This window comes from Alphaproteobacteria bacterium HT1-32 (assembly GCA_009649675.1).
In the GTDB taxonomy this organism is placed as follows: Bacteria; Pseudomonadota; Alphaproteobacteria; order Rhodospirillales; family HT1-32; genus HT1-32.
Map to the genome: position 1 here is coordinate 772,346 of WJPL01000002.1, position 24,538 is coordinate 796,883.

At 56.4% G+C, this 24,538-nt stretch carries 20 protein-coding genes; 10 read left to right on the forward strand and 10 right to left on the reverse strand.

The features are described from left to right. Positions 1 to 325 precede the first annotated feature (325 nt). On the forward strand, positions 326 to 694 hold the full coding sequence (locus tag GH722_15070) for a DUF454 family protein (GenBank protein ID MRG73088.1): 369 nt from the start codon (positions 326 to 328) through the stop codon (positions 692 to 694). Here the strand turns inward: GH722_15070 and GH722_15075 are convergent. Together GH722_15075 and GH722_15080 are read right to left on the reverse strand one after the other, a co-directional pair. Then, complete coding sequence (locus tag GH722_15075; protein ID MRG73089.1) at positions 684 to 1,154, reverse strand: molybdopterin-guanine dinucleotide biosynthesis protein A; 471 nt, start codon at positions 1,152 to 1,154, stop codon at positions 684 to 686. The two genes, GH722_15070 and GH722_15075, sit on opposite strands and share 11 nt — an antisense overlap. Before the next feature lie 4 nt (positions 1,155 to 1,158). Beyond that, complete coding sequence (locus tag GH722_15080; GenBank protein ID MRG73090.1) at positions 1,159 to 2,397, reverse strand: DUF4147 domain-containing protein; 1,239 nt, start codon at positions 2,395 to 2,397, stop codon at positions 1,159 to 1,161. A 140-nt stretch (positions 2,398 to 2,537) separates the two neighbouring features. Here GH722_15080 and GH722_15085 point away from each other — a divergent pair, with 140 nt between their 5' ends. The 4 genes from GH722_15085 (at position 2,538) to GH722_15100 (ending at position 8,781) form a co-directional block, all read left to right on the forward strand. After that, positions 2,538 to 3,206: a hypothetical protein gene (locus GH722_15085; GenBank protein ID MRG73091.1), complete on the forward strand. Its 669-nt coding sequence runs from the start codon at positions 2,538 to 2,540 to the stop codon at positions 3,204 to 3,206. 84 nt (positions 3,207 to 3,290) lie between these two features. Continuing rightward, positions 3,291 to 5,636, forward strand: a complete 2,346-nt coding sequence (locus GH722_15090; GenBank protein ID MRG73092.1) for a molybdopterin-dependent oxidoreductase — start codon at positions 3,291 to 3,293, stop codon at positions 5,634 to 5,636. Positions 5,637 to 5,793: 157 nt separating this feature from the next. After that, a complete protein-coding gene (locus GH722_15095; protein MRG73093.1) occupies positions 5,794 to 7,224 on the forward strand; it encodes a transporter substrate-binding domain-containing protein in 1,431 nt (476 codons plus the stop codon). 18 nt (positions 7,225 to 7,242) lie between these two features. Further along, positions 7,243 to 8,781 (forward strand): HAMP domain-containing protein, encoded by a 1,539-nt coding sequence (locus GH722_15100; GenBank protein MRG73094.1) that lies wholly within the window; start codon positions 7,243 to 7,245, stop codon positions 8,779 to 8,781. A gap of 30 nt (positions 8,782 to 8,811) precedes the next feature. Here the strand turns inward: GH722_15100 and GH722_15105 are convergent, their stop codons facing one another. Further along, positions 8,812 to 9,522, reverse strand: a complete 711-nt coding sequence (locus tag GH722_15105) for an NrdH-redoxin (GenBank protein ID MRG73095.1) — start codon at positions 9,520 to 9,522, stop codon at positions 8,812 to 8,814. A 165-nt stretch (positions 9,523 to 9,687) separates the two neighbouring features. Here GH722_15105 and msrA point away from each other — a divergent pair, with 165 nt between their 5' ends. From msrA to GH722_15125, 4 genes are all read left to right on the forward strand, one after another. Continuing rightward, a complete protein-coding gene (msrA, locus tag GH722_15110; protein ID MRG73096.1) occupies positions 9,688 to 10,164 on the forward strand; it encodes a peptide-methionine (S)-S-oxide reductase MsrA in 477 nt (158 codons plus the stop codon). Positions 10,165 to 10,324: 160 nt separating this feature from the next. Then, positions 10,325 to 10,504: a hypothetical protein gene (locus tag GH722_15115; protein ID MRG73097.1), complete on the forward strand. Its 180-nt coding sequence runs from the start codon at positions 10,325 to 10,327 to the stop codon at positions 10,502 to 10,504. Positions 10,505 to 10,838: 334 nt separating this feature from the next. Beyond that, on the forward strand, positions 10,839 to 12,275 hold the full coding sequence (locus GH722_15120) for a hypothetical protein (GenBank protein ID MRG73098.1): 1,437 nt from the start codon (positions 10,839 to 10,841) through the stop codon (positions 12,273 to 12,275). Positions 12,276 to 12,362: 87 nt separating this feature from the next. Further along, entirely contained in the window at positions 12,363 to 13,820 is a 1,458-nt protein-coding gene (locus GH722_15125) for a tetratricopeptide repeat protein (protein ID MRG73099.1), read from the forward strand. Positions 13,821 to 13,824: 4 nt separating this feature from the next. On the opposite strand, the gene GH722_15130 is transcribed toward GH722_15125, so the two are convergent. Further along, a complete protein-coding gene (locus GH722_15130; GenBank protein MRG73100.1) occupies positions 13,825 to 16,023 on the reverse strand; it encodes a CHASE2 domain-containing protein in 2,199 nt (732 codons plus the stop codon). Between the two features lie 120 nt (positions 16,024 to 16,143). On the opposite strand from GH722_15130, the gene GH722_15135 reads away from it, so the two are divergent. Beyond that, positions 16,144 to 17,448 carry an iron-containing alcohol dehydrogenase gene (locus tag GH722_15135; GenBank protein MRG73101.1) on the forward strand — a complete coding sequence of 435 codons (1,305 nt, stop codon included), beginning with the start codon at positions 16,144 to 16,146 and terminating at the stop codon, positions 17,446 to 17,448. A gap of 3 nt (positions 17,449 to 17,451) precedes the next feature. Here GH722_15135 and GH722_15140 read toward each other — a convergent pair whose 3' ends face one another. The 6 genes from GH722_15140 to GH722_15165 form a co-directional block, all read right to left on the reverse strand. Next, positions 17,452 to 18,000, reverse strand: coding sequence for a GNAT family N-acetyltransferase (locus GH722_15140; protein ID MRG73102.1), 549 nt, complete (start codon positions 17,998 to 18,000; stop codon positions 17,452 to 17,454). 2 nt (positions 18,001 to 18,002) lie between these two features. After that, positions 18,003 to 18,617, reverse strand: coding sequence for a hypothetical protein (locus tag GH722_15145; protein ID MRG73103.1), 615 nt, complete (start codon positions 18,615 to 18,617; stop codon positions 18,003 to 18,005). After that, the gene (locus GH722_15150; protein MRG73104.1) at positions 18,610 to 21,636 is read right to left on the reverse strand and encodes a sarcosine oxidase subunit alpha family protein; all 3,027 of its coding nucleotides are present in this window, start codon (positions 21,634 to 21,636) and stop codon (positions 18,610 to 18,612) included. Before GH722_15150 ends, GH722_15145 begins: the two co-directional genes overlap by 8 nt. Further along, positions 21,633 to 21,944 carry a sarcosine oxidase subunit delta gene (locus GH722_15155; protein ID MRG73105.1) on the reverse strand — a complete coding sequence of 104 codons (312 nt, stop codon included), beginning with the start codon at positions 21,942 to 21,944 and terminating at the stop codon, positions 21,633 to 21,635. Before GH722_15155 ends, GH722_15150 begins: the two co-directional genes overlap by 4 nt. A 12-nt stretch (positions 21,945 to 21,956) precedes the next feature. Continuing rightward, positions 21,957 to 23,213 (reverse strand): sarcosine oxidase subunit beta family protein, encoded by a 1,257-nt coding sequence (locus tag GH722_15160; GenBank protein MRG73106.1) that lies wholly within the window; start codon positions 23,211 to 23,213, stop codon positions 21,957 to 21,959. A 153-nt stretch (positions 23,214 to 23,366) separates the two neighbouring features. Continuing rightward, positions 23,367 to 24,524, reverse strand: a complete 1,158-nt coding sequence (locus tag GH722_15165; protein MRG73107.1) for an MFS transporter — start codon at positions 24,522 to 24,524, stop codon at positions 23,367 to 23,369. Between the last annotated feature and the right edge of the window lie 14 nt (positions 24,525 to 24,538).

The window sequence follows — 24,538 nt, forward strand, 5'->3', positions numbered from 1 at the left end:
TTTGTTTACACGGATTTATCACGCTCTGTTGAAGGCAGTTCAAGTGCGTTCAGACAGGAAGCTGATAAGTTTGTCATCAGATTTGAGTGGTTTATCCGGTGGACACCGGAAAACAGGCAGCTTTATTGCGCAGTTCTTTTGTCCGGTGTTCCCCGCCGGTTTCGCCGGTTGCTGTTTCCCCTCAGTGACCGGAAAAGCCGGGGCCGTTAATGGTCCCGGCTTCTTTTTGTTCTGCTGACATCCGCATTGTAGACTGTGGGATCAGTGAAGATAGTCGGATGCCATGCAGAATCACCCGGTTGAGGAAAAGACGATCAGGAAGCCGGTGGTGCTTATATGGCGCTGTCTGGGGCTTTTGTTTGTCGCGATCGGATGTGCCGGTGTGGTCTTGCCTGTGCTGCCGACAACGCCCTTCATGTTGCTGGCCTTATGGGCCTTCGCAAAAGGCTCTCCCGCCCTGCATGCATGGCTGATAACGCATCCGAATTTTGGTCCGCCCTTACAGGACTGGACGCGCTATGGGGTCATTCCGCGACAGGCAAAGACGGTGGCTATTAGTGTGATGCTGATCAGCCTCGGGGTGACGATTTACTCCGGTGCGGCCGGACCGGTTGTTCTGGGGCTTGTAATCGCCCTGATGCTGGCAGGTGCAGGTTTCATTCTGTCCCGACCGTCGGATCGTCCTACTGAATGATGATCTGGTGCGCGAAAGCGTCACCGTCACTGACCGTGATCTGCGCAAAACCCATCATTTTCAGCAAATCGAGATAAGTGAAAATGTCTTCGACCTCGAATTTCTGAAATATCGGCATTGTCCGGGCCGTGCTGGTCAGCTGAGCCAGCAGCGCCCGCACCCGGTAAATCGTGTCCAGTCGTCCGTCCTGATAGCCGATGATAAGCAATTTCTCAGCGTCATCACCTTTTACGAAGATGGCATAGGGCGGGGCATAGGGAAGTGAAAGAATGGCCTGTGTGAAACCGACGACGAATCCAATTCTCTGACGGCGCTGAACCCCGTCGATTTTTTGTGCCCGGGAGATGTAGGTTTCGATGGTCTGGGGCTCTGGATAGTAATAACCGGCATGACGGTCAGCGGCGGCGGATACAGTCAGTGGTGCCGCTACGAAAAGAAGAGCGATGAGAAGCTTTTTCACAAATTTAATTCCCTTCAGGGAGCACCAGAACAGCGCGGAAATCGTTGACGTTGGTATAGGTAGGGCCGGTGACGACAAGGTCTTTGATCGCGCCAAAATAGCCCCCGGCATCGTTGGATTTCAGGTAATCGTCCGCGCTCATGCCGGCACCTTTCCCGCGGGAGAGAGTGTCGGGCCCGATGATGGCCCCGGCGACATCATTGTTGCCGTCAACGCCGTCCGTATCGCAGGAAATGCCATAGATGCCGGCACGGCCTTCCAGTGCCATGGCCAGCGCCAGCGAAAACTCCTGATTGGGACCGCCGGCACCATTGCCCCGGACTGTGACCGTCAGTTCGCCACCACTTAACAGCAATGCCGGGGCAGCACAGGGAATGCCACTTTCCTGGATGCTGCGGGCGATGCCAGCCATCGCTTTTGCAACTTCACGGGCTTCACCTTCAAGGCGGTCACCAAGGTTGATGACATTCAGACCCTGCCGCCGGGCTTCTGCCTCGGCTGTCTGAAGCATCTGCAGAGGTCGTGCGACCAGTTCGTTGATGGTGGTCTCAAAGGCCGGATCACCCGGCTTCGGTGTTTCATTTGCCGGGTCCGCAAGCGCATGCGTAACCGATGCAGGCGGGTTGATTTCATAGCGTCGCAGAATGTCCCGTGCATCTGCGAGAGTGGTGGGGTCAGGCACGGTTGGTCCGGAGGCAATAACAGCCGGATCGTCGCCGGGGACATCAGAAATCATCAGGCAATGCAGTGGTGCCGGTGCGGCAAGGGCTGCCAGTCGTCCGCCTTTGACACCGGACAGATGTTTGCGGACACAATTCATTTCAGTGATATCGGCGCCAGATTTCAGCAGCAGCCGGTTCACCTCCTGCTTGTCTTCCAGGCTGACACCGTCAACGGGCGCAATCATCAGGGAAGAACCACCGCCGGAAATCAGGGCAACCAACAGGTCATCCGGTCCCAGTGTTTGTGCCAGTTCCATGATGCGGGCCGTCGCATCCCGTCCGGCGGCATCGGGTACCGGGTGGGAGGCTTCAACAATTTCAATCTGTTCGCAGGGCAGGGCAAAACCGTACCGGGTTATCACCAGCCCGGAGAGAGGCCCGTCCCAGGCACGCTCAAAGGCCTGTGCCATTGCGGCTGAGGCTTTGCCTGCGCCAATCACGACAGTACGCCCTTTGGGGCGCGGGGGAAGTGCAGCAGGCACACAGTTTTCCGGCCGAACATCGGCGAGCGACATCGACATCAGGTCTTTGAGGAATTGTTCGGGATCGGCAGCAATAGTGTCAGGCGTGTTCAAGGTCATTTTTCCGGGATGTCGTTGCGGCGGTTGAGCCTTCGATTATGGACGAGTAGGCTCCCCCGGCAACATCTGGTTGGATAGAAATGACTGAAGAAGCGATATGGGTTGGACCGCGCAAGTTTGATGTCTGGCCGAAAGGGCAGAAGATCGGGAAGTTTACCGACAACGTCTTTGCTGCGGTTTTTCACGATGCGGCGGACTATAACGACGTTCTGGTGAAACAGCTTGTCGAATGGGAAGAAAAGAAGCGCGCGGAGACGCCGCCACAATCCCGGGCAATTGGTGGCACAAAGTTTCATAACGTACAGGACTGGGGTAATCCGGCAGCAGATTTGATTCATGCCAGAGCCTTGGCTTTATTCAGAAAACTGTTCAATACAGAAGCCGCTTTCGTCGATTATTGCTGGGGTAATGTCTATCGTGCCGGTGACTTCGTGATGCCGCACAGCCATCGCCGATGTGCCGCAAGTCTGGTCTATTGTCTGGCTGAAGGTGACGAAGATGAAAATGATCTGCTGGCAGGAAAATTCTGTTTTGTTGACCCGCGGATGCCAGCCTGTTGTTCGCAGGAAAAAAACCGGATGACCACACCGGCCTATCCGGGGTTCAAGGCGGGTACCATGCTGATTTTCCCCAGTGAACTGGTGCATTTTGTTATCCCCTATCACGGGAATGCGCCGAGAATCACGATGTCCTGGAATATGGCTGAAACGGAGTTTCCCGGCTCGCCGGAAGATGCATGGCAGAAGTGAGTGTTCGGAAATAGAAGTTGTCCGTACCATTCAGCCACCATAAGTTTTCTATCAAACATATCCTAATCAGAGTCAGGAACAGACATGGACGGCGACAATTTCCAGAAGTTCGGCATTGGCCAACCCGTACGACGAAAGGAAGACCCGCGTCTGCTGACGGGGGCAGGTAAATATGTCGATGATATCAATCTGGATAATCAGGCCTATGCCGTAGTCGTATACTCGCCCTACGCACATGCCAGAATTCTGTCTGTTGATACGTCGGAGGCCGAGGCCGCCGAAGGTGTTCTTGCGATTTATACCGGCAAGGACTGGGATCCGGCTAAATATCCGTCACTACCCATCGTAAGTGCCGTTCAGGAAAGCCGAGACGGATCAAAAATCCGCGCACCGGGGCGACCCTGCCTGGTTTCCGACAAGGTTATGTATGTCGGTGATTCTGTTGCCATGGTGGTTGCCGAGAGCTGGGAACAGGCGAGAGATGCCGCTGAACTGGTCATGGTTGATTATGACCCGTTACCGGCAATCACCGATGCACGAAAAGCGGTTCAGGACGGGGCACTGCAATTGTGGGAAGATATCCCCAACAATATCTGCCTTGATTTCGAGAAAGGTGATGAAGCTGCCACCGATGCGGCCTTTGCAGCAGCCGATCACGTGATTTCACTGGAAATGCATTCCAACCGGGTACAGGCGGCACCGATTGAACCGCGTGCCGCACTTGGGTCCTATGATGCAGAAACTGACAGTTATGTTCTCTATAATTCCAGTCAAAACATTCATGCGAACCGGGACCAGGTTGCAAAAATTCTTGGCGTAGACCCTCAGAAAATACGTCATGTCGCCTATGATGTCGGCGGTGGGTTTGGCGCGAAGAACGGTATTTATCCGGAACATGTACTTGTCCTGTTTGCATCGGAGAAACTGGGACGACCTGTCAAATGGCGCAAGGACCGTACGGATACATTCATTGCGGACATCCACGGTCGCGATCAGCGCAGTGTGGTCGAGCTTGCGATCAATAATGATGGTGTTTTCAAGGCTCTGAAGGTCAGTTCCTGGGGGAATATTGGCGCCTATGCGGCCTCAAACGGTCCGTTCACCCCAACCGGAGGCAGCGCACGTACACAGGGCGGGCCATACAGAATGGAGGCAATGTACTTCCATTCCTATGCCGTGTTTACAAATACGTCGCCTACGGCACCATACCGGGGGGCCGGACGCCCGGAAGCAAGTTTTCATATTGAACGCGTCATCGACTATGCGGCTCACAAGCTGGGGATGGATCCGATTGAACTGCGCCGGAAAAACGCCCTGACGGGGGCTGAAACCCCGCATACGACCCCGATGGGGCTGGATGTGGATTCCGGTGATTTCGCAGCTATCTACGAACAGGCCCTGACGCTGATCGACCAGAAGGGATATGAACAGCGCAAGAAGGATTCTGCCGCCCGCGGATTGCGTCGCGGTTTTGGCACCTGTCTGTACCTGGAATGCTCAGGCGGCGGGCCGAAGGAGTTTTCCCGGATTGTGTTCGAAGATGATGGTCGTGCCACCCTGTCCGTTGGCAGCCAGTCGACCGGCATGGGGCATGAGACGGCCCTGCCGCAGATTGTTGCCGCGCGTCTGGGGCTTGACTTTGACCGGATTGATTATGTTCAGGCTGATACTGCTGCAACGCCGATCGGTGGTGGCCATGGCGGATCCCGGGGGCTGGAAGTTGGCGGCAGTGCCGTAATGAAAGCGGTCGACACGGTGATTGCGAAGGCCCGGCGAATTGCGGCTCAGGAATTTGAGACTTCGGTTGAGGATGTCACCTTCGAAGACGGTGTTGCCCGTGTTGTCGGGACTGACCGGGTTCTGAATTTTGACGAGATCGTTCGTCTGTCCCGGAAGGATGAATTCCGGGGGGATGGTCTTGAGAACGGTCTCGATTCAGAAGAAATTTTTGAACGAAGTGCCATCACGGTTCCGAATGGCTGCCATATTGCCGAGGTTGAAGTGGATCCGGATACGGGCGTCGTGAAACTGGACCGCTATGCGATCATTGATGACTTTGGCAATGTGGTGAACCCGATGCTGGCCGATGGACAGGTCATGGGGGGGACTGTTCAGGGGATCGGTCAGGCATTGCTGGAAACGATGATCTATGACGATGACGGCCAGTTACTGACGGCATCCTTCATGGATTATGCCATGCCACGGGCTTCCGATATCGCAGATATGGCGATCGAGTATTACGAAGATGCACCAACCAAGAAGAACCCGCTCGGCGTCAAGGGTGCAGGGGAAGCGGGTTGTGTCGGTGCCATGGCCGCGGTTGTGAATGCCGCCATGGATGCAACCCGTGATCTGGGGGTTCTGCATATCGACATGCCGCTGACACCAATGCGGGTGTGGGGCGCACTGCAGGAAGCCGGAAAAGACTGAACGGCAGGATTTTTCGGTAACCGCTGTTGTGGACAGTTGGAGAATTCCAGTCGGGCAGATTTACCCGGCTGAAATTTCGGTTATTCTGGTGCGAGCGCAGGGGGGTATGCTGTCTTATATCAGGGGGAAGATGATCTTGAATCGCCTGGCTGGAATGTTGGCTGCGTGCATTCTGCTGGCCTCAGCCTCGTTAGCAGAAGCTGACGAGGTTAATGTTGTCTTCAATTCGGACTGGAATCCCTATTCCAGTGGTGATGGTGCCAGAGTTTCTGGAGATCTCGTCCATTTTATCTCGGAACTGGTTGAGGAAGCGACGGGCCAGAGAATTCGGGTTACAGGACTGCCGTGGGCCCGGGCGCAGCGGGAAGTCGAACTCGGGCGGCTTGATGCTATTGTAACCTATCCGTCCTCTGAACGTCTGGGCTATGTCAACGCCTCGAAAGAAGCGGTTTTTTATCTGGAAACCCGGGCGTTTTTGCGAGTTGGGTCTGCGGCCCATTCCGCCTTGCGCAAGTCACAGGATATCGAGTCTCACCGCCTGTTCCGGCATTGTGTCATGCTGGGGGATGGCTGGTCTCAGGACTTCATGGACACGAATCGTATTATTTTCGACACCGCACGGGAAACTGATGGCTGTCTGAAGCAGATAGATGCCGGACGGCAGGACATCTTCCTGCATGTTTCCGGAACCACCCGGTATTCTATCGAACGGCTGGGGCTGTCTGACCGGATCATTGCGATGCCGAAGGTTTATGCCTCCGTTCCATTTCATCTGCTGGTCTCGAAGAAGTCCCGGTTTTCCGGCGAGTTCCTGGAGAGTTTTGATCGTGGCGTTGCGCGGCTCAAGGAAACCGGACGATTTGCGGCATTGCTTGCAAAATATTCCAACCCTGAGGATGAACTGGTTCTGGCCTCACGCAACTGGCCCCCGTTCGTTGGTGAAAACCTGCCCTTTGGTGGCGGGACGAATGAGATCGTCAGCCGGGCATTTGCGGCCGGAAACGGGCACCCTGTAAAGACAGCTTCCCTGCCGTGGAAACGGGCGATTGCTTACGCCAGAACAGGGACGAACCGGTCCATAGGTTTTTTTCCGTCGACCGGCTGCGATCTGGATGCGGGTTTTATACAGTCCGATGTGATCGGTATCAGTACGCTTGCGGTCGCTGAACGCAGGGCAAATGATGTGTCCTGGAACAATCCGGAAGATCTCTGTCAGTATCAGGTTGGTACTGTAGTCGGCTATGCAAATACGAAGGAGTTTGATGAACTGGTGCAGGATGGACTGGTTAGCACGGTTTCTGCGCATGACGATAAGGCCAATCTTCTGAAACTTGCAGAAGGGAAGACTGAGATCGCACTTATCGACAGCGAGGTTTTCAGATACCTGATGTCTGAGGATCCGGACCTTGCCCAGTATCGCGGCGTGCTGCGCCTGGATGAGAAAGTCATGGGACAGCGTTCGCTCCATCTGTGTCTCCGTAATGATGCCTACGGCCGGGTTCTGATGAAATCTTTCAATGCCGGCCTTAAGAAGGTGAATCAGAATATGGTCTGGAGTGATCTGCAGGCGCGCCTTGACGCGCGTTGATGCCGGAAAGGCCGGGGTATGAGCGTTCTTGAACAGTTTGCCCGGTTCAACCGCTCGACCACATCGATCCAGCGTCGTTTTTCACTGTTGTTTTCGCTGGCATTCTTTCTGTTCTCGTCAGTCTTTATCGCAGGCTTTGCCTGGTTCAAGTACGAGAACGAGGGAGCCCGCAAGATGGAGCGCTTTAATGACTTCGTGACAGCACAAAGCAATGTACTGGCTGATTCTCTCTGGCATCTTGATCATGATCGTCTGGATGTCATCCTGAAGGCTATCGTCGCAGAACAGGGGATCGTCGGAGCGACGGTCACAGATGAATTCGGGGCGACCCTTGCCTTTGCTGAAGACGGCGAGAATCCGGACGGCAGCGCTCAGATATCCGTTATGAGGGACATCGCTATTGCGGCAACGCCCGGCGAGAAGCCTGCGGTTATTGGCAAGCTGAATGTCACCTACACGAATGTCGAGTTAATTGATGAGCTCCGGCGCAGCACCATTCTGGAAATGGGTTTTGCTGCGGTGTTGCTGTTGGGGGGACTCGGTATTGCGGGTTTCGTCAACCGGCGGACGATTGTCACGCCGATCCGGAATCTCGCTGCTGCGGTCAATAATCCCCGGCGGGGGCATGAACGGGTTCGGGTTGACTGGGAAGCTAAAGATGAAATCGGCACGCTGATCGAAGCCTTTAACAGAATGCAGGAGATCGAGCAGCTTGGTGAAGCAAAGCTGACGGAGGCCCGTGACAGGCTGGAAGAACGGGTGCGCGAGAGGACGGCAGAGCTTGCCAAAGCCGTGGAAGATGCGGAACAGGCCAACCGCACGAAATCAGACTTCCTGGCATCCATGAGCCATGAACTGAGAACTCCTCTGAACGCGATTTCGGGAATTTCCGAGATGCTGATGGTTGTTGACAGTTTGCGCACTGATCAGGCGAAGCTGATCGAGTATCTTGGGGATATCCGGTTTAGCAGCCAGCATCTGAACAGTCTTGTTGATGACGTGCTTGATCTGGCGAAAATTGAGGCTGGTCATCTTGAACTGGAACCGGAAATCTTCCTGATTGCGCCGGTTGCCGGTGATGTCGTGAAGTCACTGATGGTAACCGCTGAACGGCAATCGACCACTGTGAAGACAGAAATCGGAGATACGGCGCTGGCCGTCTTTGCTGACAAACGGGCTTTTCGTCAGATACTGCTTAACCTGGTCAACAATGCCATCCGTCATGGTGGCAGGAACCTGCTGGTTACATTGTCTGCTCATCTGACCGCAGATGGTGAAAAGGTTCGCTTTACGGTCGAGGATAACGGCCAGGGGATGCCAGAGGAAATGATCAGGGCGATTGGCCAGCCGTTCATCCATTCCCACACACCTTATATCCGGAGTGCCGCAACAGAAGACACTCAGGGAACCGGGCTTGGGTTGTCGATTGTTACGGAACTGCTGAAAGCCAGTGAGGGGGCGCTGGAGGTTAACAGTGAGATCGGCAAAGGGACGACAATCAGCTTTACTCTTCCGGTTACCCCAAAAGTAACGGACCGGCAGACCACCCTGAACTGAAGGTGATCTGCCGGCCCGGAGTTGTGCGGGTTACCCGTCCCAGACGTTCGTTGGAACCGGAAGCCCCTTGTAGTCTTCCATTGTCAGCGGATTGTCAGGGGTGACACCGAGCTGTTCCAGCAGGGACATCAACTGACGGATATGCTGACCGGAATGCCAGGTCGTACGTTCCAGAACATCATGCAGCTTATGCTGACCGTAATAGGTTTTGACGGTTTCCTCACAAGCCTTATCAGGATGTGTTGCCCACCATTCATTGACCTGTGCCTGAATTTGTTCGCCAAACCGGGCAATACTCTCCGGGGTTGTCATATCATCCGGCGGCATGATCACCGTATTCTCGTACTTGAACTCGCCTTCTTCGAAGATATCGAGAAAAGCGCGGGGAATCTGGAAGATATGATGCATCAGCATGCGATAGGAGCGTGGTCGGCCCGGTAGCATGTCTTCGACGTTACCCTGTGGCATTTGCCGGACAAAACGCTGTGCCGAAGTCATGAACAGATTCATGCGGTCCATGAGTTCCTGCGGGTCCAGTTCCGGTCCGGTTTCTTCGTCCAGTTCGAGAAATTCCACAACGTCAGAGATAACTTGCGCAAAGGTGAAGCGATCACCCTTTGAGACAACCGGAATTGAACGGGCTCCCAGTCTCTGGAGCTCGGCCAGGCCGTCTGCATCTTCCCGTATATTAATCGATTCGAACTCAATCCCACGGATCGAGAGAAACTCTTTGAGTCTCATGCAGCTGCTTCAGGCAGGCTGCCAGAAAACCTTGATTTGTTCGCTCATGATGAGCTCCTTTCTGTTCCAGACAGCGCACGATTTAGTTACTGCATTACCGCCCGTCTTGACGCTGAACGACAGTTGCATACCTGCTGTCTGTGATAAACAGGATAGGGTAAAGGTATGGCTAGAGCAACATTTGCTGCGGGTTGCTTCTGGGGCATTGAAGAGACGTTCCGGACCACTCCGGGAGTAACTGCGACCCGTGCAGGATATACCGGTGGCACCAGCAACTCTCCGACCTATGAGGAGGTCTGTACCGGTCGGACCGGGCATGCGGAGGCTGTTGATGTCGAGTATGATCCGGAGCAGGTCAGTTATGAGGAACTGCTGGAAACCTTCTGGAGTGCACATGACCCGACGCAGATGGACCGTCAGGGGCCGGATATCGGCACCCAGTACCGGTCTGCAATTTTTCCTCATGATGAGGCTCAGAGGAGGGCGGCAGAGAAGGCAATCACCGCACTGAATGCCTCCGGACGACTGCGGCGTCCTGTTGCGACGAAAATTGAAACCGCGTCAACATTTTGGGAAGCTGAAGATTATCATCAGCAATATATTGCCAAAAAACGAGGCAGCATTTTTGATTTTCTTGGTTAATTCCGGGGCTTAAGCCTTGAAACCTGTCATGAGATGACAAAATGTCATGCTATGCGGTGAGAACATGACAGGTTCTTGAAATTTTTAGTTCACACGAAAATAAGATTAGTGTAAACCAACGCATTCGAACATCACTGTACGCAACTACTCGGAGGGCCGAATGGCGTCGTCCGCTCGGAACGAATCAAACAAGAAGCCGGTTAACGAAGCACAGATCAAGCCGAAGGCTCGTCGGTGCCTGATGTGCAGCAGCGAATTTCAGTCGCTGCATTACGGCGAACGGATCTGCAAGTCTTGCAAGGAAACCGCCGCATGGCGTGAAGGCGGCTGGGCCGCCTGACGAAGTTCATGCGCGGCCCGCTGGGCCTGCGTTAGACTACCGAAAACCCGCCTTAATCAGGCGGGTTTTCGTTTTTCTGAGGACATCATGTCTGGGCATCACAAAATCGCCGGTATTCCAATTCCCCGATCCAGAACCGGCCGGCGGATAATGGGGGTTGCGCTCTGTGCCGGCGGGGTTGTCGGTTTTCTCCCGATTGTTGGATTCTGGATGTTTCCTCTGGGGGTTGTCGTCCTGTCGAAAGACTCGGCATGGTTGCGACGACAACGACGCCGCATTACTGTCTGGTGGGGTCGTCGGCGTCATCAGGATACAAAGTGAACCACTTCACAGCATGGTCGGCAGATTGCTGTACTGTTCAGCTATGAAACAGACATATTCCTTTCGTTCGGCTGCAACCATGGTTGCTATTTGCGCTCTGGTTTGGTCAGCCCCCTTTTCGGCTACAGCAGCCGAGCAGGCTGGTGTTTCCGCTGCTGTTCGTGGTGACGTGCAATTGACCCGTCTGCCGGAAGTTGTCGGGCGCCAGATAACCAGTGGCGAGCCGATCTTTCTGACCGACCGAATTCTATCAGGCCCTTCGTCAGGGATGCAGATACTGTTGCTTGATGAGACCATCTTCACGATAGGTCCGGGCAGTCAGCTGACAATCGACGAGTTCGTCTATGATCCGGAAACGGGGGCGGGACGTGTCTCCGCCACGGTTGCGCGAGGCGTGTTCCGGTTCGTGACAGGCAAGGTTGCGGCGAACCGACCGGAAGATATGAAGGTGAAGACGCCGTTCGGTACGATCGGTATCCGCGGGACGATTGTTGCAGGCGAAGTCACCGCCAGTGGCGCGGATGTTGTGTTGCTGGGTCCGGGAGTGGAAACCAATACAGCGGAGAGGATCGGCCGGATTGAGGTTTCGAATGAAAAAGGCAGTGTGGTTGTCACCCGGCCAGGTTTTGGGACATCAATAGGAGGGGCGGAGGCGCCGACAGCACCGGTACAGATACCGCCGGAACGTATTTCCGCACTGACAACATCGATCGCCCGACCTGATGCTGCGGGGCTGGCAGATAACCCCGGAAATAACGGCGCATCCCCGGCCAGTCAGGCAGACCGGCAAAACCAGACAACGTCATCAGCCGAAAACAGACAGACAAATCAGGCGGCTCCGGTTCGTCAGCAGGGATCTGCGTCATCCGGTGCCGGATTCAGTGGTCAGTCACAGGCGGCGGGAATTGTCGGTTTGTCGGGGATGCAGGTCGCACAGAAAAAAGTGAGCAGCCAGGCCGCTGCCGGTCAGCAGATTGTTCAGCAGATCCATGTTCAGGACGGAGTGTCTTCGATCAGTGATCTGAATACCATCCAGTCCGGAAAGTTCCATTTCGACCAGACGGTGCCATTGTCATCGGGAGGGACATACCGCTTCATTGCGGAGCTTGATTTCGGTGCGCGTCATGCCGGCGGAGGAAACTCCCGGGTTATTATCAACTCCCTGCATGCTGATATCGGTACTGCCGTTGAGATGCTTTCTGCCCAGTCATTCGATGAATTGCCAAATGGACTGGCCAATTTTGGATCTGATTCCGGCGGCCCGAGCACCGTTGACTGTGCCTCCGGTGCGGGAGCCTGCCAGGTGACCGTAAAAGCGACACTTAGTAATCTCGGTGGAATTGTTGCGAAAAAATTTACACATGAGGTTTCAATTTCCGACACTGTTGGACCAATACAAACGGATAGCGGAAGCGGCACCGCGACGCGCCAGCCAGGGCCGGCCCCCTGATTGCGACTCGCAGGTTTGTTGCGAGTTGCGGCACTTCGGACTATAGCTTTTCGGTAACGGGGAGCCGGTTCGGATGCAGAAACATAAATGATCGAACGTGGATGCCTGAACGCAGCCCTTCAGGTCTGCTTTGCTGCCCTGTTGTCTGCTTTGCTGCTTACGCCGTCGGGTCTGGTGTCTGCTCAGACGGTCAACGACCGGGACATTCCGGATCAGGATGATGAGGAAGAACGGCGGCGGCGCGAAAAGGCGGCAGAAGATGCCCGGAAGCTGCCGGTTGCAGATGATGTTACCTTTCAGGACATTCTGAAAGACCCGGACAATCTCGAACTTAACCTGCGTTATGCAAAAACCCAGATCGCCCGCGGCGAACTGAAAGGCGCTTCCGCCACGCTGGAGCGTATCTTGCTCATCAATCCGGACCAGCCCCAGATCCGGCTGTATTACGCGATTGTTCTGTATCGCCTGGATAACACCGACGAGGCAGAGCGGGAATTGCGGGCGTTGCAGGCAATGGAATTGCCATCGGAAGTTGCCGCTGAAGTTGACGGGTTTCTGTCGGAGATTGCGTTGCGCCGACAGCGGTTGCGGTTTGTGCTGGGCGTGACATTCGGCGGGTATTTTGATGACAACAAGACCGCAGGCAGCAAGACCGGACAGCAACTGGTTGTGGGGGCTCTGGGTGATCTTGCAGAAGCGGATAAAGATCACGATGACTTTGGCCTGCTCGGTGTTGCGTCAATCAGCATGCGCTATGATCTCGGGCTTCAGGACAAGCATCAGATCATCGGATCAGCCAGCCACTACATTTCGGAACAGGCAACGCAGGAAACCTTTAACACCCAGTCACTTTCCGCAGAAGGCGGACTGGAGCTGAATTTCCCCCGATTTACCTTCACGCCGACAGCCTTCACGCAATCGACCTTTCTGTCGCGTGAACGATATTTCAGAGGATGGGGGGTGGCCGGGGCATTGTCGGTGCCGATTGACGGCGATCTGACGCTTAATGTCGATGGACGCTACACCAACGAAAAATTCAACGGCATCTCGGAAAGCAGTTCCGCCGTGCTGCGTAGTGGTCACAGTCACGATTATGAAATCGGGCTGGATTACGTGATCAATCCGTCGAACAGGTTATCCCTGTCCTATCATCAGAAGTTCAAACGCGCCCGCCGTGTTTTCTATCAGTATGTCTCTGGCGAGGCGGAACTTGCCCATACGCTGCTTCTGGGGGGCGGGCATTATGTGCTGAACTCACTCTCCTTCGAAAAGCGGCTCTATTCAGGCCCGGATGAAGCGGTCAGTGCCGAACGCCGGAAGGATCAGGTGACACGATACCGTCTGACTTACGGGATGCCGGTTTCCACGATGATCGGTGACTATATCTTCCCGGATATCCCGTCATCACGGCTGACAAGAACAGCGTTTGGCGGATGGGTGCTTAATCTTACCGGTGAAGCTTATAGCCAGAAATCAAATCTGGTGACCTATGACTACCGTAACTGGCGCGGACAGGCATTGTTATCAAAGCGGTTTGAATTCTAGCCATTTATTTCGCATCAAAGACGACGCGAATACCCTGTTCGCCGCGGGCAAGGCGATCCCGGTGAAATTTTGCGAGGCTGTCTTCCGGCCAGATTTGCAGCAATTCCCGAAAGGCGTTCAGTGCTCCGGGGTCGAGCTGTTCCATCAGTTCGTAGGCATGCCGGTAGGCGGCGATATGCTCTGACCTGTCCAGTTTCTCCGTCAGCGGCTCGAAACAGCTCTCAGCCTCAGAGCGTCCTTTCAACACGAGGTCTCCGACGGGGCGACCGGTAAAGTCAGCCATCTGAGATGTGGTGTTGCCAGCGATGCAGATTCGTGTGCCAAGCTGTTTGTTGACGCTTTCCATACGGGCCGCCGTGTTGATGGCATCACCATGCGCGGAATAGTCAAAAATCGCATCACCGCCCATATTGCCGATAATGACACTGCCTGTATTCACGCCAATCCGGGTGATGCCGATGGGGACGCCAATCGCATTCTTGTCACGTCGAAACGTTTCTGAAAATGCGTCGATGTCGAGCGCACAGCGGATGGCGCGGGCGGCATGGTCCGGCTGGTCAGTCGGGGCATTCCAGTAAAAGGTCGTCGCATCCCCGACGATTTTGTCCAGTGTCCCCTGATGATCGAAGCCGATCCTTGTCACGCCGTTCAGATATTCGTTCAGCAAGGGAATGAGCTTTTCAGGGGAGGTGCTTTCCACCAGCGGGGTGAAGCCTGCGAGGTCGGTGAACAGAAAGGTCATTTCACGACGCTCGCCACCAAGTTTCAACTGATCGGGATTGCTGACCAGCTGCTCGACGATACTGGGGGAGATATAGCTGGCAAAGGCTGTCTTGATCCATTGCCGGTCCCGTTCAGCCTGAATATGCCGCAGGATCGAGAACGTCAGATAGGTGAGCAGCAGACCCAGCGACGGCAGGACCGGGTCGAACAACAGCCCCTGTGTGGAAAAGGCCCAGAAGGCACCGCCGGCGGCGGTGCCGATGGCAAGCAGGGCAGCGATCGCCGAGGGCAGGGCAGCAAATCGCAGCATGAAAACAATAAGACAGATCGACAGCAACAGCATGCCCAGCGTTTCCGCGCCTGGCGACCAGTCCGGACGGGACAGAAATTGTTGCCCGGCCAGTTCAGCGGCTTCCGGCTGATGGGTAATGATCTGACGGGTGATGATCTGTTCGAGGGCCTGTGCATGCAGTTCAACGCCAGCGACCGGCTGGCCGAGCGGGCTGAAACGAATATCGAGCAGGCCCGAGGCCGAGGTGCCGACCAGAACGATATGGCCATCGATCAGCTCCGGAGAGACTGAATTGTCGAGGACGGTCGATGCCGGGACATATCGGGACGAATGGTGGGGCGCCATATAAAGCCGCATGGCACCGTTTGCATCGGTCGGGATGACGACATCGGCGATACGAACGCTGGCGATGGCAGTTGAACCGCCGGCACCATACTCCTGGCTGGCACCGGTACTTTTGATGATATAGCTGTCGGCATTCTGTGCCACCCGCAATGCCTCGGCGACAATAGACGGGTAAATCTCTTCACCCATTGTCACGAACAGGGGCGCGCGCCGGACAATGCCATCAGTGTCGGGGATGAAATTGAAGTTTCCGACACCGGATGCTGCCTCTTCCAGTATCGGAAGATTGGCGACGACCGTGCTGTAGGAAGGCAGGCTTTCACGCGGGTTGTCCCCGCCGAAGGCGATGCCGGATTTTTTTGCCGGAGGACGGGTTGTCTTGCCGCTGTCTCCGAACGCAACTCCCATCACCGCTGGTGAATTGGCAATGGCTTCGGCAAACAACAGATCATGGTCGGGCAGTTCACCCAGCAGGCGTTGTGCTTCAGACCCTGCATTCCAGTAGGACAGAGCGGAGGCGGGGGAGGTTCGGTCCGGTTCGGCGAAGACCACGTCGAAAACGATCGCGGTGGCACCGAGGCCAGTCAGTTGTTGCACCAGACTGGCCAGTATCGTGCGTGGCCAGGGCCACTGGCCGATTTTTGTCAGGCTGTCATTATCGACATCAACAATGCGAACCGGTACGTCCAGTGCGGTTCGGGGTTTCCATTGCTGAAAGCTGTCGAACACAAGATTGCGCACGGTCGTCAGGGGGCCAAGGTTGGCCTGCATGGCAAGGGCCAGCGCAAGTACCAGCATTCCTGACAGCACAGGTGCGAGCAGTTTTCCCGGCTTTATCGACATTCAGCCTCCCGTTCCGATATCGCAGTTGAACACGGATTCAATAAATTCAGGCAACGGTTTTTGCCCGGCGAGAATGGGGGTATCATTCGCAAAACGATAAACAAACCTCCGGGAGAGATCATGGCCTGTTGTCATCACTATATCGAAACCGCCAGCGGCGATGCCGGTTTTACCATTGATATGTCGCGGATTACCTTTGGCCGTGGCGTGATGTCCGAGCTTGGAGACCGTGCCAAAGCACTCGGCATGACCCGCATCGGACTGTTCACAGACCCCAGGCTGAAGGCACTGGAGCCGGTAACACGTGCACTGGAGTCGATCCGGAAAGCCGGACTGGATGTCGATGTCTATGACGAAATTCTTGTGGAACCGGATTCGGTTTCCGTCATGAAGGCGGCGAAATGGGTTGAGGAAGGCAATTTCGATGGCTTTGTCTCCGTTGGCGGCGGTTCTGTCATGGATACGGCAAAAGCGGCGATTGCCTATGGTGTGTATCCCGTTGATTTCATGACCTATGTCATCAAGCCGCTGGGTGGCGGTGCGACATTGCCCGGCCCCTTGCCGCCGCATATTGCCTGCCCGACGACAGCCGGTACCGGATCAGAGACGACACCAATCTCTGTTGTTTATGTACAGGGGCTCGACTTCAAACTGCCGGTCGTGCACCGCCAGATGCTGCCGACCGAGGCGATTGTCGACCCGACCTGTACCTACAGCCTGCCGACGACTGTCATCGCCTGCAGTGCCTTTGACCTGATCAGTCATGCGCTGGAAGCTTTTACGGCACGACCACATACGGTACGCCCGGCACCTGATCGTCCAACACTTCGACCGACGACGCAGGGGGCCAATCTGTTCAGCGATATTATCGGACGGGAAGCCCTGAAGCTTGCGGGTGAATATGCGGTTCGTGCTGTGGCAGACGCCCGTGACATCGAAGCCCGCGACAATATCAGCTGGGCGGCGACCCTTGCCGGGATTGCCTTCGCCAATACCGGCACCCATGCACCACATGCAATGTCTTACCCGGTTTCGGCACTGAACTGCGAGTATCATGCCTCCGGATATGCCGATACCCACAAGATCGTGCCGCACGGCATGGCAGTCATCATCAACGCACCGTCGGTGTTCCGGTTCACCGCTGACGCCTGTCCGGAACGGCATCTGTCAGCCGCAGAATGGCTGGGTGCTGATATTCGTGGTGCGGGCTGCGAAGACGCCGGCGAAGTGATCGCCAAGCGCCTGATCTGGATGATGCAGCAGACGGGCATGCCGAATGGTATTGGCGGTGTCGGCATGACACGCGAGCGGGCACCCGAACTGGCGAAAATGTGCCTGCATCAGCCGGCGATCAACAACTCGCCGAAGCCGATTGATCTGGAGTCCCTGACCGGGCTGTATTCCAACGCGGTCTCTTACTGGTAAGCGTCAGACACTTCTGAGTGCCGGGTAGGGAATGGGCTCTTCATTGCCTGTGCGGGATGTCTGAAGTGGCTTGCGCCACCAGCCGACATCCCGCCAGCCGCCCATTTTGAAGCCGACTTCCCTGTAGATTCCAACCGGCTCGAATCCCAGTGATTCATGCAGGCCAACACTTCCGGCATTGGGCAGGGTAATCCCAGCGAAGGCTGCGTGATAATTCTGCCCGGCCAGGATTGCGAACAGGCGTTGATACAGTTCTGATGCAATGCCGCGCCTGTGGAAATCGGGATGCATATAGACCGTGACATCGACAGACCAGCGATAGGCCGCCCGTGTACGATGCTGGCTGGCATAGGCATAACCGGTAATGATGTCGCCACTGGCCGCTACCAGCCAGGGATAGGTTTTCAGGGTTTCAGTGATCCGTCGCGCGATCTCGGTATCTGCTGGCGGCGATGTCTCGAACGAGATCACGGTATCCCGGACAACCGGGGCATAGATCGCAGCGATCTGTGCTGCATCTTCCGGCGTTGCATCACGAATGACTGGCGTCATTTTCAGTTCTCCGATACGTCGACACCATATTCACGACCGGCATTGATGAGCCATTCGGCGAAGAAAGCGGCATAACTTCGTGAGACATACAGGTCAAACTGGTCAGTTTCGCAGCAATCTATCAGGACAGCGGCATGTGCGATGGATGTCTGGGCAGACTGGTCGGGGGTGAAACGGTCGGGATGGAAATCCAGACCGCATCCTTTTGAGAGCACATCCCGGACATTCGGTCCGGAAATGTTCATTACGGCACGGGCATGACTGAGACCGGTGACGGCCACCGGTTTGTCAGCCAGCAAATCTGTAAGCTGACGGCTGAGGTCAGAGGGGCCATTCTGGTCTGCGACGAACAGCCATCTGCAGGGGCCACTCCAGATGGCGGCAAGCCCGGGTTCCCGGCTCGTCATATTTGCATCCAGTGGGGGGGCGATCTGCATCCCCACAGCAATGGATTTTGCCAGATCATTTAGCTGTCTCGGCTGGCCTGCGACCTGGACAATCTGCAACCCCGACCGCGGAGTGACGATCAGTCCGGGCTGTCCGTCTGGACGACCTGTCCGGCCGGAAGGCAGATGACCGGTAAAAGGAGACAGGCGGGATGACGCAGTATCAGACATCAAGACGCGATCCTTCCGGGTCAATGAAGTCGGGATGAACAACACGAACCCTGACAACTTTCTTCTGTAGCGGGGACATCGAATAAAGAATCTGACCTTCCCGCACCATGCCCCCCTGAATCAAAGCAAGTGCTATGGGATGGCCCAGATTTGGGCTGTGGCAACTTGATGAGACCCAGCCAATTGTCGGAACGGGTACCGGCAGGTTTGGGTTTTCAACCAGATGGCTGCCGCCGGAGACCGGTGTTTTTCCGTCAACCGGCACCAGACCGACCAGCTTTTCCCTGTCAGGGCGCTGCAGGGCAGGGCGTTGCAGCATATGGCGTCCGATGAAGTCTTTCTTTGAGGACACCATGCGCCCCATGCCCAGATCATCAGGGGTGGTTCGGCCATCCAGTTCGGCACCGGCGACATGGCCTTTCTCAATTCGTAAATTGGCAAGGGCCTCGGTGCCGTAAGCAATGATGTTATGCGGTTCACCAGCGGCCATCAGGGCTTCCCAGACGGTTACGCCGTGATCTGCCTCGCAGAGGATTTCATAGGCCAGTTCGCCGGAAAAACTGATGCGGAATATACGAACGGCAATACCGGCGATATGGGCTTCCCGGACCCCGAGATAGGGGAAGCTGTCATTATCCATGGCGATGTCAGCTGCCACTTCCAGCACCTTGCGGGAGAGGGGGCCGGCAAGGGCCATTCCGGCAAACTGATCGGTGACAGATGTGACCTGTACATCAAGCTCTGGCCAGACGGCCTGCAGATGAAACTCAAGATGCTGCATCACCGCAACTGCGTTGGCCGTGGTCGTGGTCATCAGATACCGGTTTTCACCGAGGCGGGATGTCGTGCCATCATCGAAGACGAAACCGTCCTCACGCAGCATCAGCCCGTATCGGGCTTTCCCCACCGGCAATGTTTTCCAGCCGTTCACATAAACACGGTTGAGCAATTCCGCAGCATCCGGTCCCTGAATATCAATCTTGCCCAGCGTCGATACATCATTGAGGCCGACTTTCTGGCGGACATGGCGGGTCTCCCGCTGATGCGCCTGCCGTGTGGTCTCTCCTGCTTGCGGATACCATCTTGGCCGCATCCACAGGCCAACCTCCACCATGTCGCCGCCATTACTGATATGCCAGTCATGCAGCGGGGTGCGGCGGACGGGCATGAAATGCAGACCAGTCTCCTCTCCGGCAAAGGCACCGAAGGCAACGGGAGTCACTGGCGGCCGAAAGGTTGTCGTGCCGACATCCGGTATGTCCAGCCCGCGTGCCGCGGCCATGATGGCGAGACCATTGACGTTTGATGTCTTGCCCTGATCCGTTCCCATGCCAAGGGTGGTGTAGCGTTTGAGATGTTCGACCGAGATAAAACCTTCCCGGTGGGCAAGACGGATATCATCTGCCGTCACATCATCCTGATGATCGACGAAGGCTTTGGAGCGACTGTGCGTGGCCCGTGGAACCTCCCAAAGCGGCATCAGCGGGTTGGCTGGTCGTGATGGTGCATCGGGAAGACTGACGGCGACGGCTACCTGACCCAGGTCTTCAAGTGCATCACGGGCCGCCCCGGCGCCAGAAGACAGGCAGTCACGCAGATCAAACAGCCCCGCCGCCGCCCCAACAGAGGTTTCCTGCTGTTTCGAACTGTCCGGAACGAACGTGGTCAGTGCGGAATCATACCGCATACGGCCCCCGGACTGGCTGGCCAGGTGAACATTCGGTGTCCAGCCTCCGCTGATAGCCAGCAGATCACAACTCAAGCGTTCTGCCTTGCCAGCCAGGCTGCCGTCATCGCGGATATTCTGAACATCGACATGGCTCAGTGCGCGGGCGCCACCGGTCTCAACAATAACGCTGTTGCGGTATATCGGGGCCAGTCCGGCCTGTGCCAGAGCTGCCTCGCCGGGGGCATTGCGCGGATCAATGATTGCAACGACCGTCACGCCCGCCCGCCGCAGATCCTCTGCCGTGCGATAACCATCGTCATTGTTGGTGAAGATAACGGCGCGTTTTGCGGGCTGAATGGCGAAGCGGTTGATGTAGGTGCGAACCGCAGATCCGAGCATGATGCCGGGCCTGTCATTACCGGGGAAGACCAGCGGGCGTTCAGTTGCACCGGTCGCCAGAATCACCTTTCTCGCACGAACGGTCCAGAGCCGCTGTCGTGGCATCCATTCGGGCGGAACGGGTAGGTGGTCAGCCACCTGCTCGATCAGGCCCAGTGTGTTATGATCGTAATATCCGAAGGCGGATGTGCGGGTCAGAATACGAACATCCGGTGATGCCGCGAGCCGGGAAGCGGCAACCCCAACCCAGTTCAGCGCCGGCTCATTATCCAGATAATCTTGCTCCCGGCGAAGTGCACCGCCCAGCGCATTGCCCTCATCACAGATGATAACCCGTGCGCCAGATTCAGCTGCGGTCAGGGCTGCGGCCAGACCAGCCGGACCTGCACCGACGACCAGAAGGTCGCAATGGGCATGCATCTTCTCATAGCGATCCGGATCGGCCTCACGGGTGGCGATGCCCATTCCGGCAGCACGGCGGATGATCTTCTCATAAACACCGGTCCACCAGCTACGTGGCCACATGAAGGTTTTGTAGTAAAAGCCGGAAGGGATGAAGGGGGCGATCAGTCCGTTGAGCCCCTGAATGTCGAGGGCCAGCGAGGGCCAGCGATTCTGGCTGGTTGCTGTCAGGCCGTCGAACAGTTCGACCATAGTGGCGCGGGTGTTCGGTTCCTGGCGGTTACCGTCGCGTAACTGCACCAGTGCATTCGGCTCTTCCGATCCCGCTGAGAAAATACCTCTGGGACGATGATATTTGAAGCTGCGTCCAACCAGCCCCGTGCCGTTCGCCAGCAGGGCAGAGGCCAGCGTGTCACCGGGATGCCCCGTCAGTCGCTTGCCGTCGAAGGTGAAATGTAAAAGCCGTGACTGATCGACTTCACTCTCCAGTGGCAGACGCCGGGGCTGGGTGACGCCGGAACTGACCCGGCGAACGGCTGCCTCCGTCATGATTGTTTCCCCGGAACAGGTGACCCGCTGGCCAGATGTCCATGCCTTACATCACTGGTTGCTGTGGCAGTATCCAGAATTTCATGGGTCATGGTGTCGCGCAGGACCTTGAACCAGACACGGCAGGCGGCACTGTGCTGCCAGTATTCCCAGTAGGCACCGCGTGGATTTTCCCGGTTGTACAGATAGTCCATCCAGACTTCCGCTGAGGTTTCATCCTGACCGGGGCGGGTGACAGTCGCTTCCGCACGAAAGGAAAATTCGGTGAAATCGCGTTCGCCACAATGCGGGCATGTCAGACGGATCATTTCCCTGTTCTCCTAATGCGCATTAGGCGTCGGACCAGCACCGCGCTCATCAATAACTGCACCGGATGAGAAGCGTTCCAGCGTCATGTCCTCGTTGAACGGGTGAGGGGCGTCGTTGGCAATTGTATGGGCGAACACATGCCCTGAACCCGGTGTCGCCTTGAACCCGCCATAGCACCAGCCGCAGTTCAGGTAGAAGCCCTTGATGGGTGTCTTTCCGATGATCGGACTGCCATCCATCGACATGTCCATGACGCCACCCCAGTGCCGCAGCATCCGGATCCGGCTCAGAGCTGGATACATGGCGACCCCGCAGGCCATGACATGTTCAATTGTCGGCAAATTGCCACGCTGGGCATAGCTGTTATAGCCATCCAGATCGCCACCCAGAACCAGCCCGCCCTTGTCGGACTGGCTGATATAGAAATGGCCGACGCCGAAGGTCACGACGGTGTCGATAAAGGGTTTCAGCGGTTCGCTGACGATGGCCTGAAGCAGGTGGCTCTCGATGGGAACACGCATGCCCACCATTTCGGTAATCCGGCCGGTGTTCCCCGCAACAGCAACCCCGATCTTCGGTGCCCGAATGGTCCCCCGGCTGGTTTCCACACCCGTTACCTTATCGCCATCGCGCAGGATACCGGTAACCTCGCAGTTCTGGATGATATCGACCCCCCGCATGTCGGCGCCCCGGGCAAGCCCCCAGGCCACCGCATCATGACGCGCGGTGCCGCCCCGGCGCTGCAGCAATCCGCCATAGATCGGAAACCGGGCATTGCTGGAATAGTTGAGGTCCGGGACAAATTTCTGCACCTCATCGCGGCTCAGCAGTTCGGAATCAATTCCGTTCAGCAGCATCGCATTGCCGCGCCGGCTGTAGCTTTCCATCTGGGAACTGGAATGCGCGATGTTGAGAACGCCACGCTGGCTGAACATCACGTTGTAATTGAGATCCTGGCTGAGACCCTCCCATAATTTCAGGGAATGTTCATAGAAATGTCCGTTCGCATTCAGCATGTAATTTGATCGGACGATGGTGGTGTTCCTGCCGGTGTTTCCACCACCGAGCCAGCCTTTCTCAAGCACCGCAACATTGGTGATGCCATGATTGCGGGCCAGGTAGTAGGCAGTTGCAAGGCCATGGCCGCCGCCGCCGATGATAATTACATCATAGGCAGGTTTCGGTTCGGGATCGCGCCAGGCCCGGTCCCAGTCTTCCTGTTTTGTCAGGGCGTTACGGAATACCGACCAGGCGGAATATCGTGTCATGGATGCAGGGGTCCCGGACGTCTGAAGTGATGCTGAATATCAGCATGCGAGGATTGCTTTGTCACATGCCGATCTCAGAAATATTGCCCGACAGTAAAACCGTATGTCGACCGGCTGACGTTTCCTTGTCAGTTGGCGACGGGAGGCCCTGTTTCAGTCGAGAACCCGACCTCCCGACCATAATTTGCGGAAAACCAGAGTAAGAACGATGCCGAAGCCGGAAGCCACGGCCATCGCAATGAATGCCTGCCCCTGGAAACGGTCGTACATCAGGCCGGAGACCATCATCAGGCTGCCAAAGACAACCCCCATCGCGAGAGAGTCGTAGAGGCTTTGGGCTGTTGCTGACATCCGGTCGGGAATCGCAGCAGACATGAACCGGATCATGCCGAGATGCGTCGCCCCGAATGTAAAGGCATGCAATAGCTGGACAGCGGCCAGTGCACCGAGATCAGTTGTCGTGCCTATGGTGGTCCACCGGATGACCCCGGCCAGGCCCGCGATCAGCAGCATGGTCGACGGGCTGAGGCGCGTCAGATACTTCCCGGCGACAGCGAACAGCAGCACCTCGGCTATGACGCCTTCGGCCCAGAGCAGACCAATGATCTGATCATCAATGCCTGCCTTGCGCCAATGCAGGGTGGCAAAACCGTAGAGGACGGCATGGGTGGATTGCAGCGTTGCAGAGGCTGCAACAAATGCCAGAAATGCCGGTCGCCGGATCAGTTCCCCTATTGCTGCAAAGGATCGCGTTGCCGGAGTTGTGCGGATGCTGGGGAGCAGAAAGCCAATGATACAGAGCAGTACACCACCAGCCATGATGCTGTAGAGAATGCCGTCCGGCCCGGCCGACGCCAGAATGGACCCGCCGGCAAAAGAGGCCAGAATAAAGGTGATCGAGCCCCACAGGCGGACCCGGCCATAATCCAGCGCGGTCTGACGTTGCGCCAGTATGGTCAGGCTGTCGGTCAGCGGCATGGCAGCGTTCATCAGTGACCCGATGAAGCCATACAGCAGCAATATCTGAAAATAGCCGTCCGTAACGGACAACAGGCCATAACCGCAGGTGACTGTGATAGAGAGAATAATCAGTGGTGTGCGCCGGCGCCCGGTACGGTCAGCCCATAAGGCGATTGTCGGGGCGATGAAGATGCGGGTCCAGAAGGCGGCCGCCGCGACCAGCCCGATTTCGGCTGCTCCAAGCCCGCGGCTTTCCAGCCAGACCGGCCAGTAGGGCAGGTTTGTGCCGATCAGCCAGAAGAAGGCACCATAGAACAGTGATAAACGAAGGGCGGGGGAGGCAGAGCTCATATCTGCGGCATACG

Excerpts from the sequence above, each read along its gene's own strand:
- GH722_15135 (MRG73101.1), top strand. The coding sequence starts at position 16,144 with ATGGCCTGTTGTCATCACTATATCGAAACCGCCAGCGGCGATGCCGGT.
- GH722_15130 (MRG73100.1), bottom strand. The coding sequence starts at position 16,023 with ATGTCGATAAAGCCGGGAAAACTGCTCGCACCTGTGCTGTCAGGAATG.
- GH722_15115 (MRG73097.1), top strand. The coding sequence starts at position 10,325 with ATGGCGTCGTCCGCTCGGAACGAATCAAACAAGAAGCCGGTTAACGAA.
- GH722_15160 (MRG73106.1), bottom strand. The coding sequence starts at position 23,213 with ATGACACGATATTCCGCCTGGTCGGTATTCCGTAACGCCCTGACAAAA.
- GH722_15090 (MRG73092.1), top strand. The coding sequence starts at position 3,291 with ATGGACGGCGACAATTTCCAGAAGTTCGGCATTGGCCAACCCGTACGA.
- GH722_15145 (MRG73103.1), bottom strand. The coding sequence starts at position 18,617 with ATGTCTGATACTGCGTCATCCCGCCTGTCTCCTTTTACCGGTCATCTG.
- GH722_15105 (MRG73095.1), bottom strand. The coding sequence starts at position 9,522 with ATGAGACTCAAAGAGTTTCTCTCGATCCGTGGGATTGAGTTCGAATCG.
- GH722_15140 (MRG73102.1), bottom strand. The coding sequence starts at position 18,000 with ATGACGCCAGTCATTCGTGATGCAACGCCGGAAGATGCAGCACAGATC.
- GH722_15150 (MRG73104.1), bottom strand. The coding sequence starts at position 21,636 with ATGACGGAGGCAGCCGTTCGCCGGGTCAGTTCCGGCGTCACCCAGCCC.
- GH722_15085 (MRG73091.1), top strand. The coding sequence starts at position 2,538 with ATGACTGAAGAAGCGATATGGGTTGGACCGCGCAAGTTTGATGTCTGG.
- GH722_15165 (MRG73107.1), bottom strand. The coding sequence starts at position 24,524 with ATGAGCTCTGCCTCCCCCGCCCTTCGTTTATCACTGTTCTATGGTGCC.
- GH722_15080 (MRG73090.1), bottom strand. The coding sequence starts at position 2,397 with ATGTCGATGTCGCTCGCCGATGTTCGGCCGGAAAACTGTGTGCCTGCT.
- msrA (MRG73096.1), top strand. The coding sequence starts at position 9,688 with ATGGCTAGAGCAACATTTGCTGCGGGTTGCTTCTGGGGCATTGAAGAG.
- GH722_15155 (MRG73105.1), bottom strand. The coding sequence starts at position 21,944 with ATGATCCGTCTGACATGCCCGCATTGTGGCGAACGCGATTTCACCGAA.
- GH722_15120 (MRG73098.1), top strand. The coding sequence starts at position 10,839 with ATGGTCGGCAGATTGCTGTACTGTTCAGCTATGAAACAGACATATTCC.
- GH722_15100 (MRG73094.1), top strand. The coding sequence starts at position 7,243 with ATGAGCGTTCTTGAACAGTTTGCCCGGTTCAACCGCTCGACCACATCG.
- GH722_15125 (MRG73099.1), top strand. The coding sequence starts at position 12,363 with ATGATCGAACGTGGATGCCTGAACGCAGCCCTTCAGGTCTGCTTTGCT.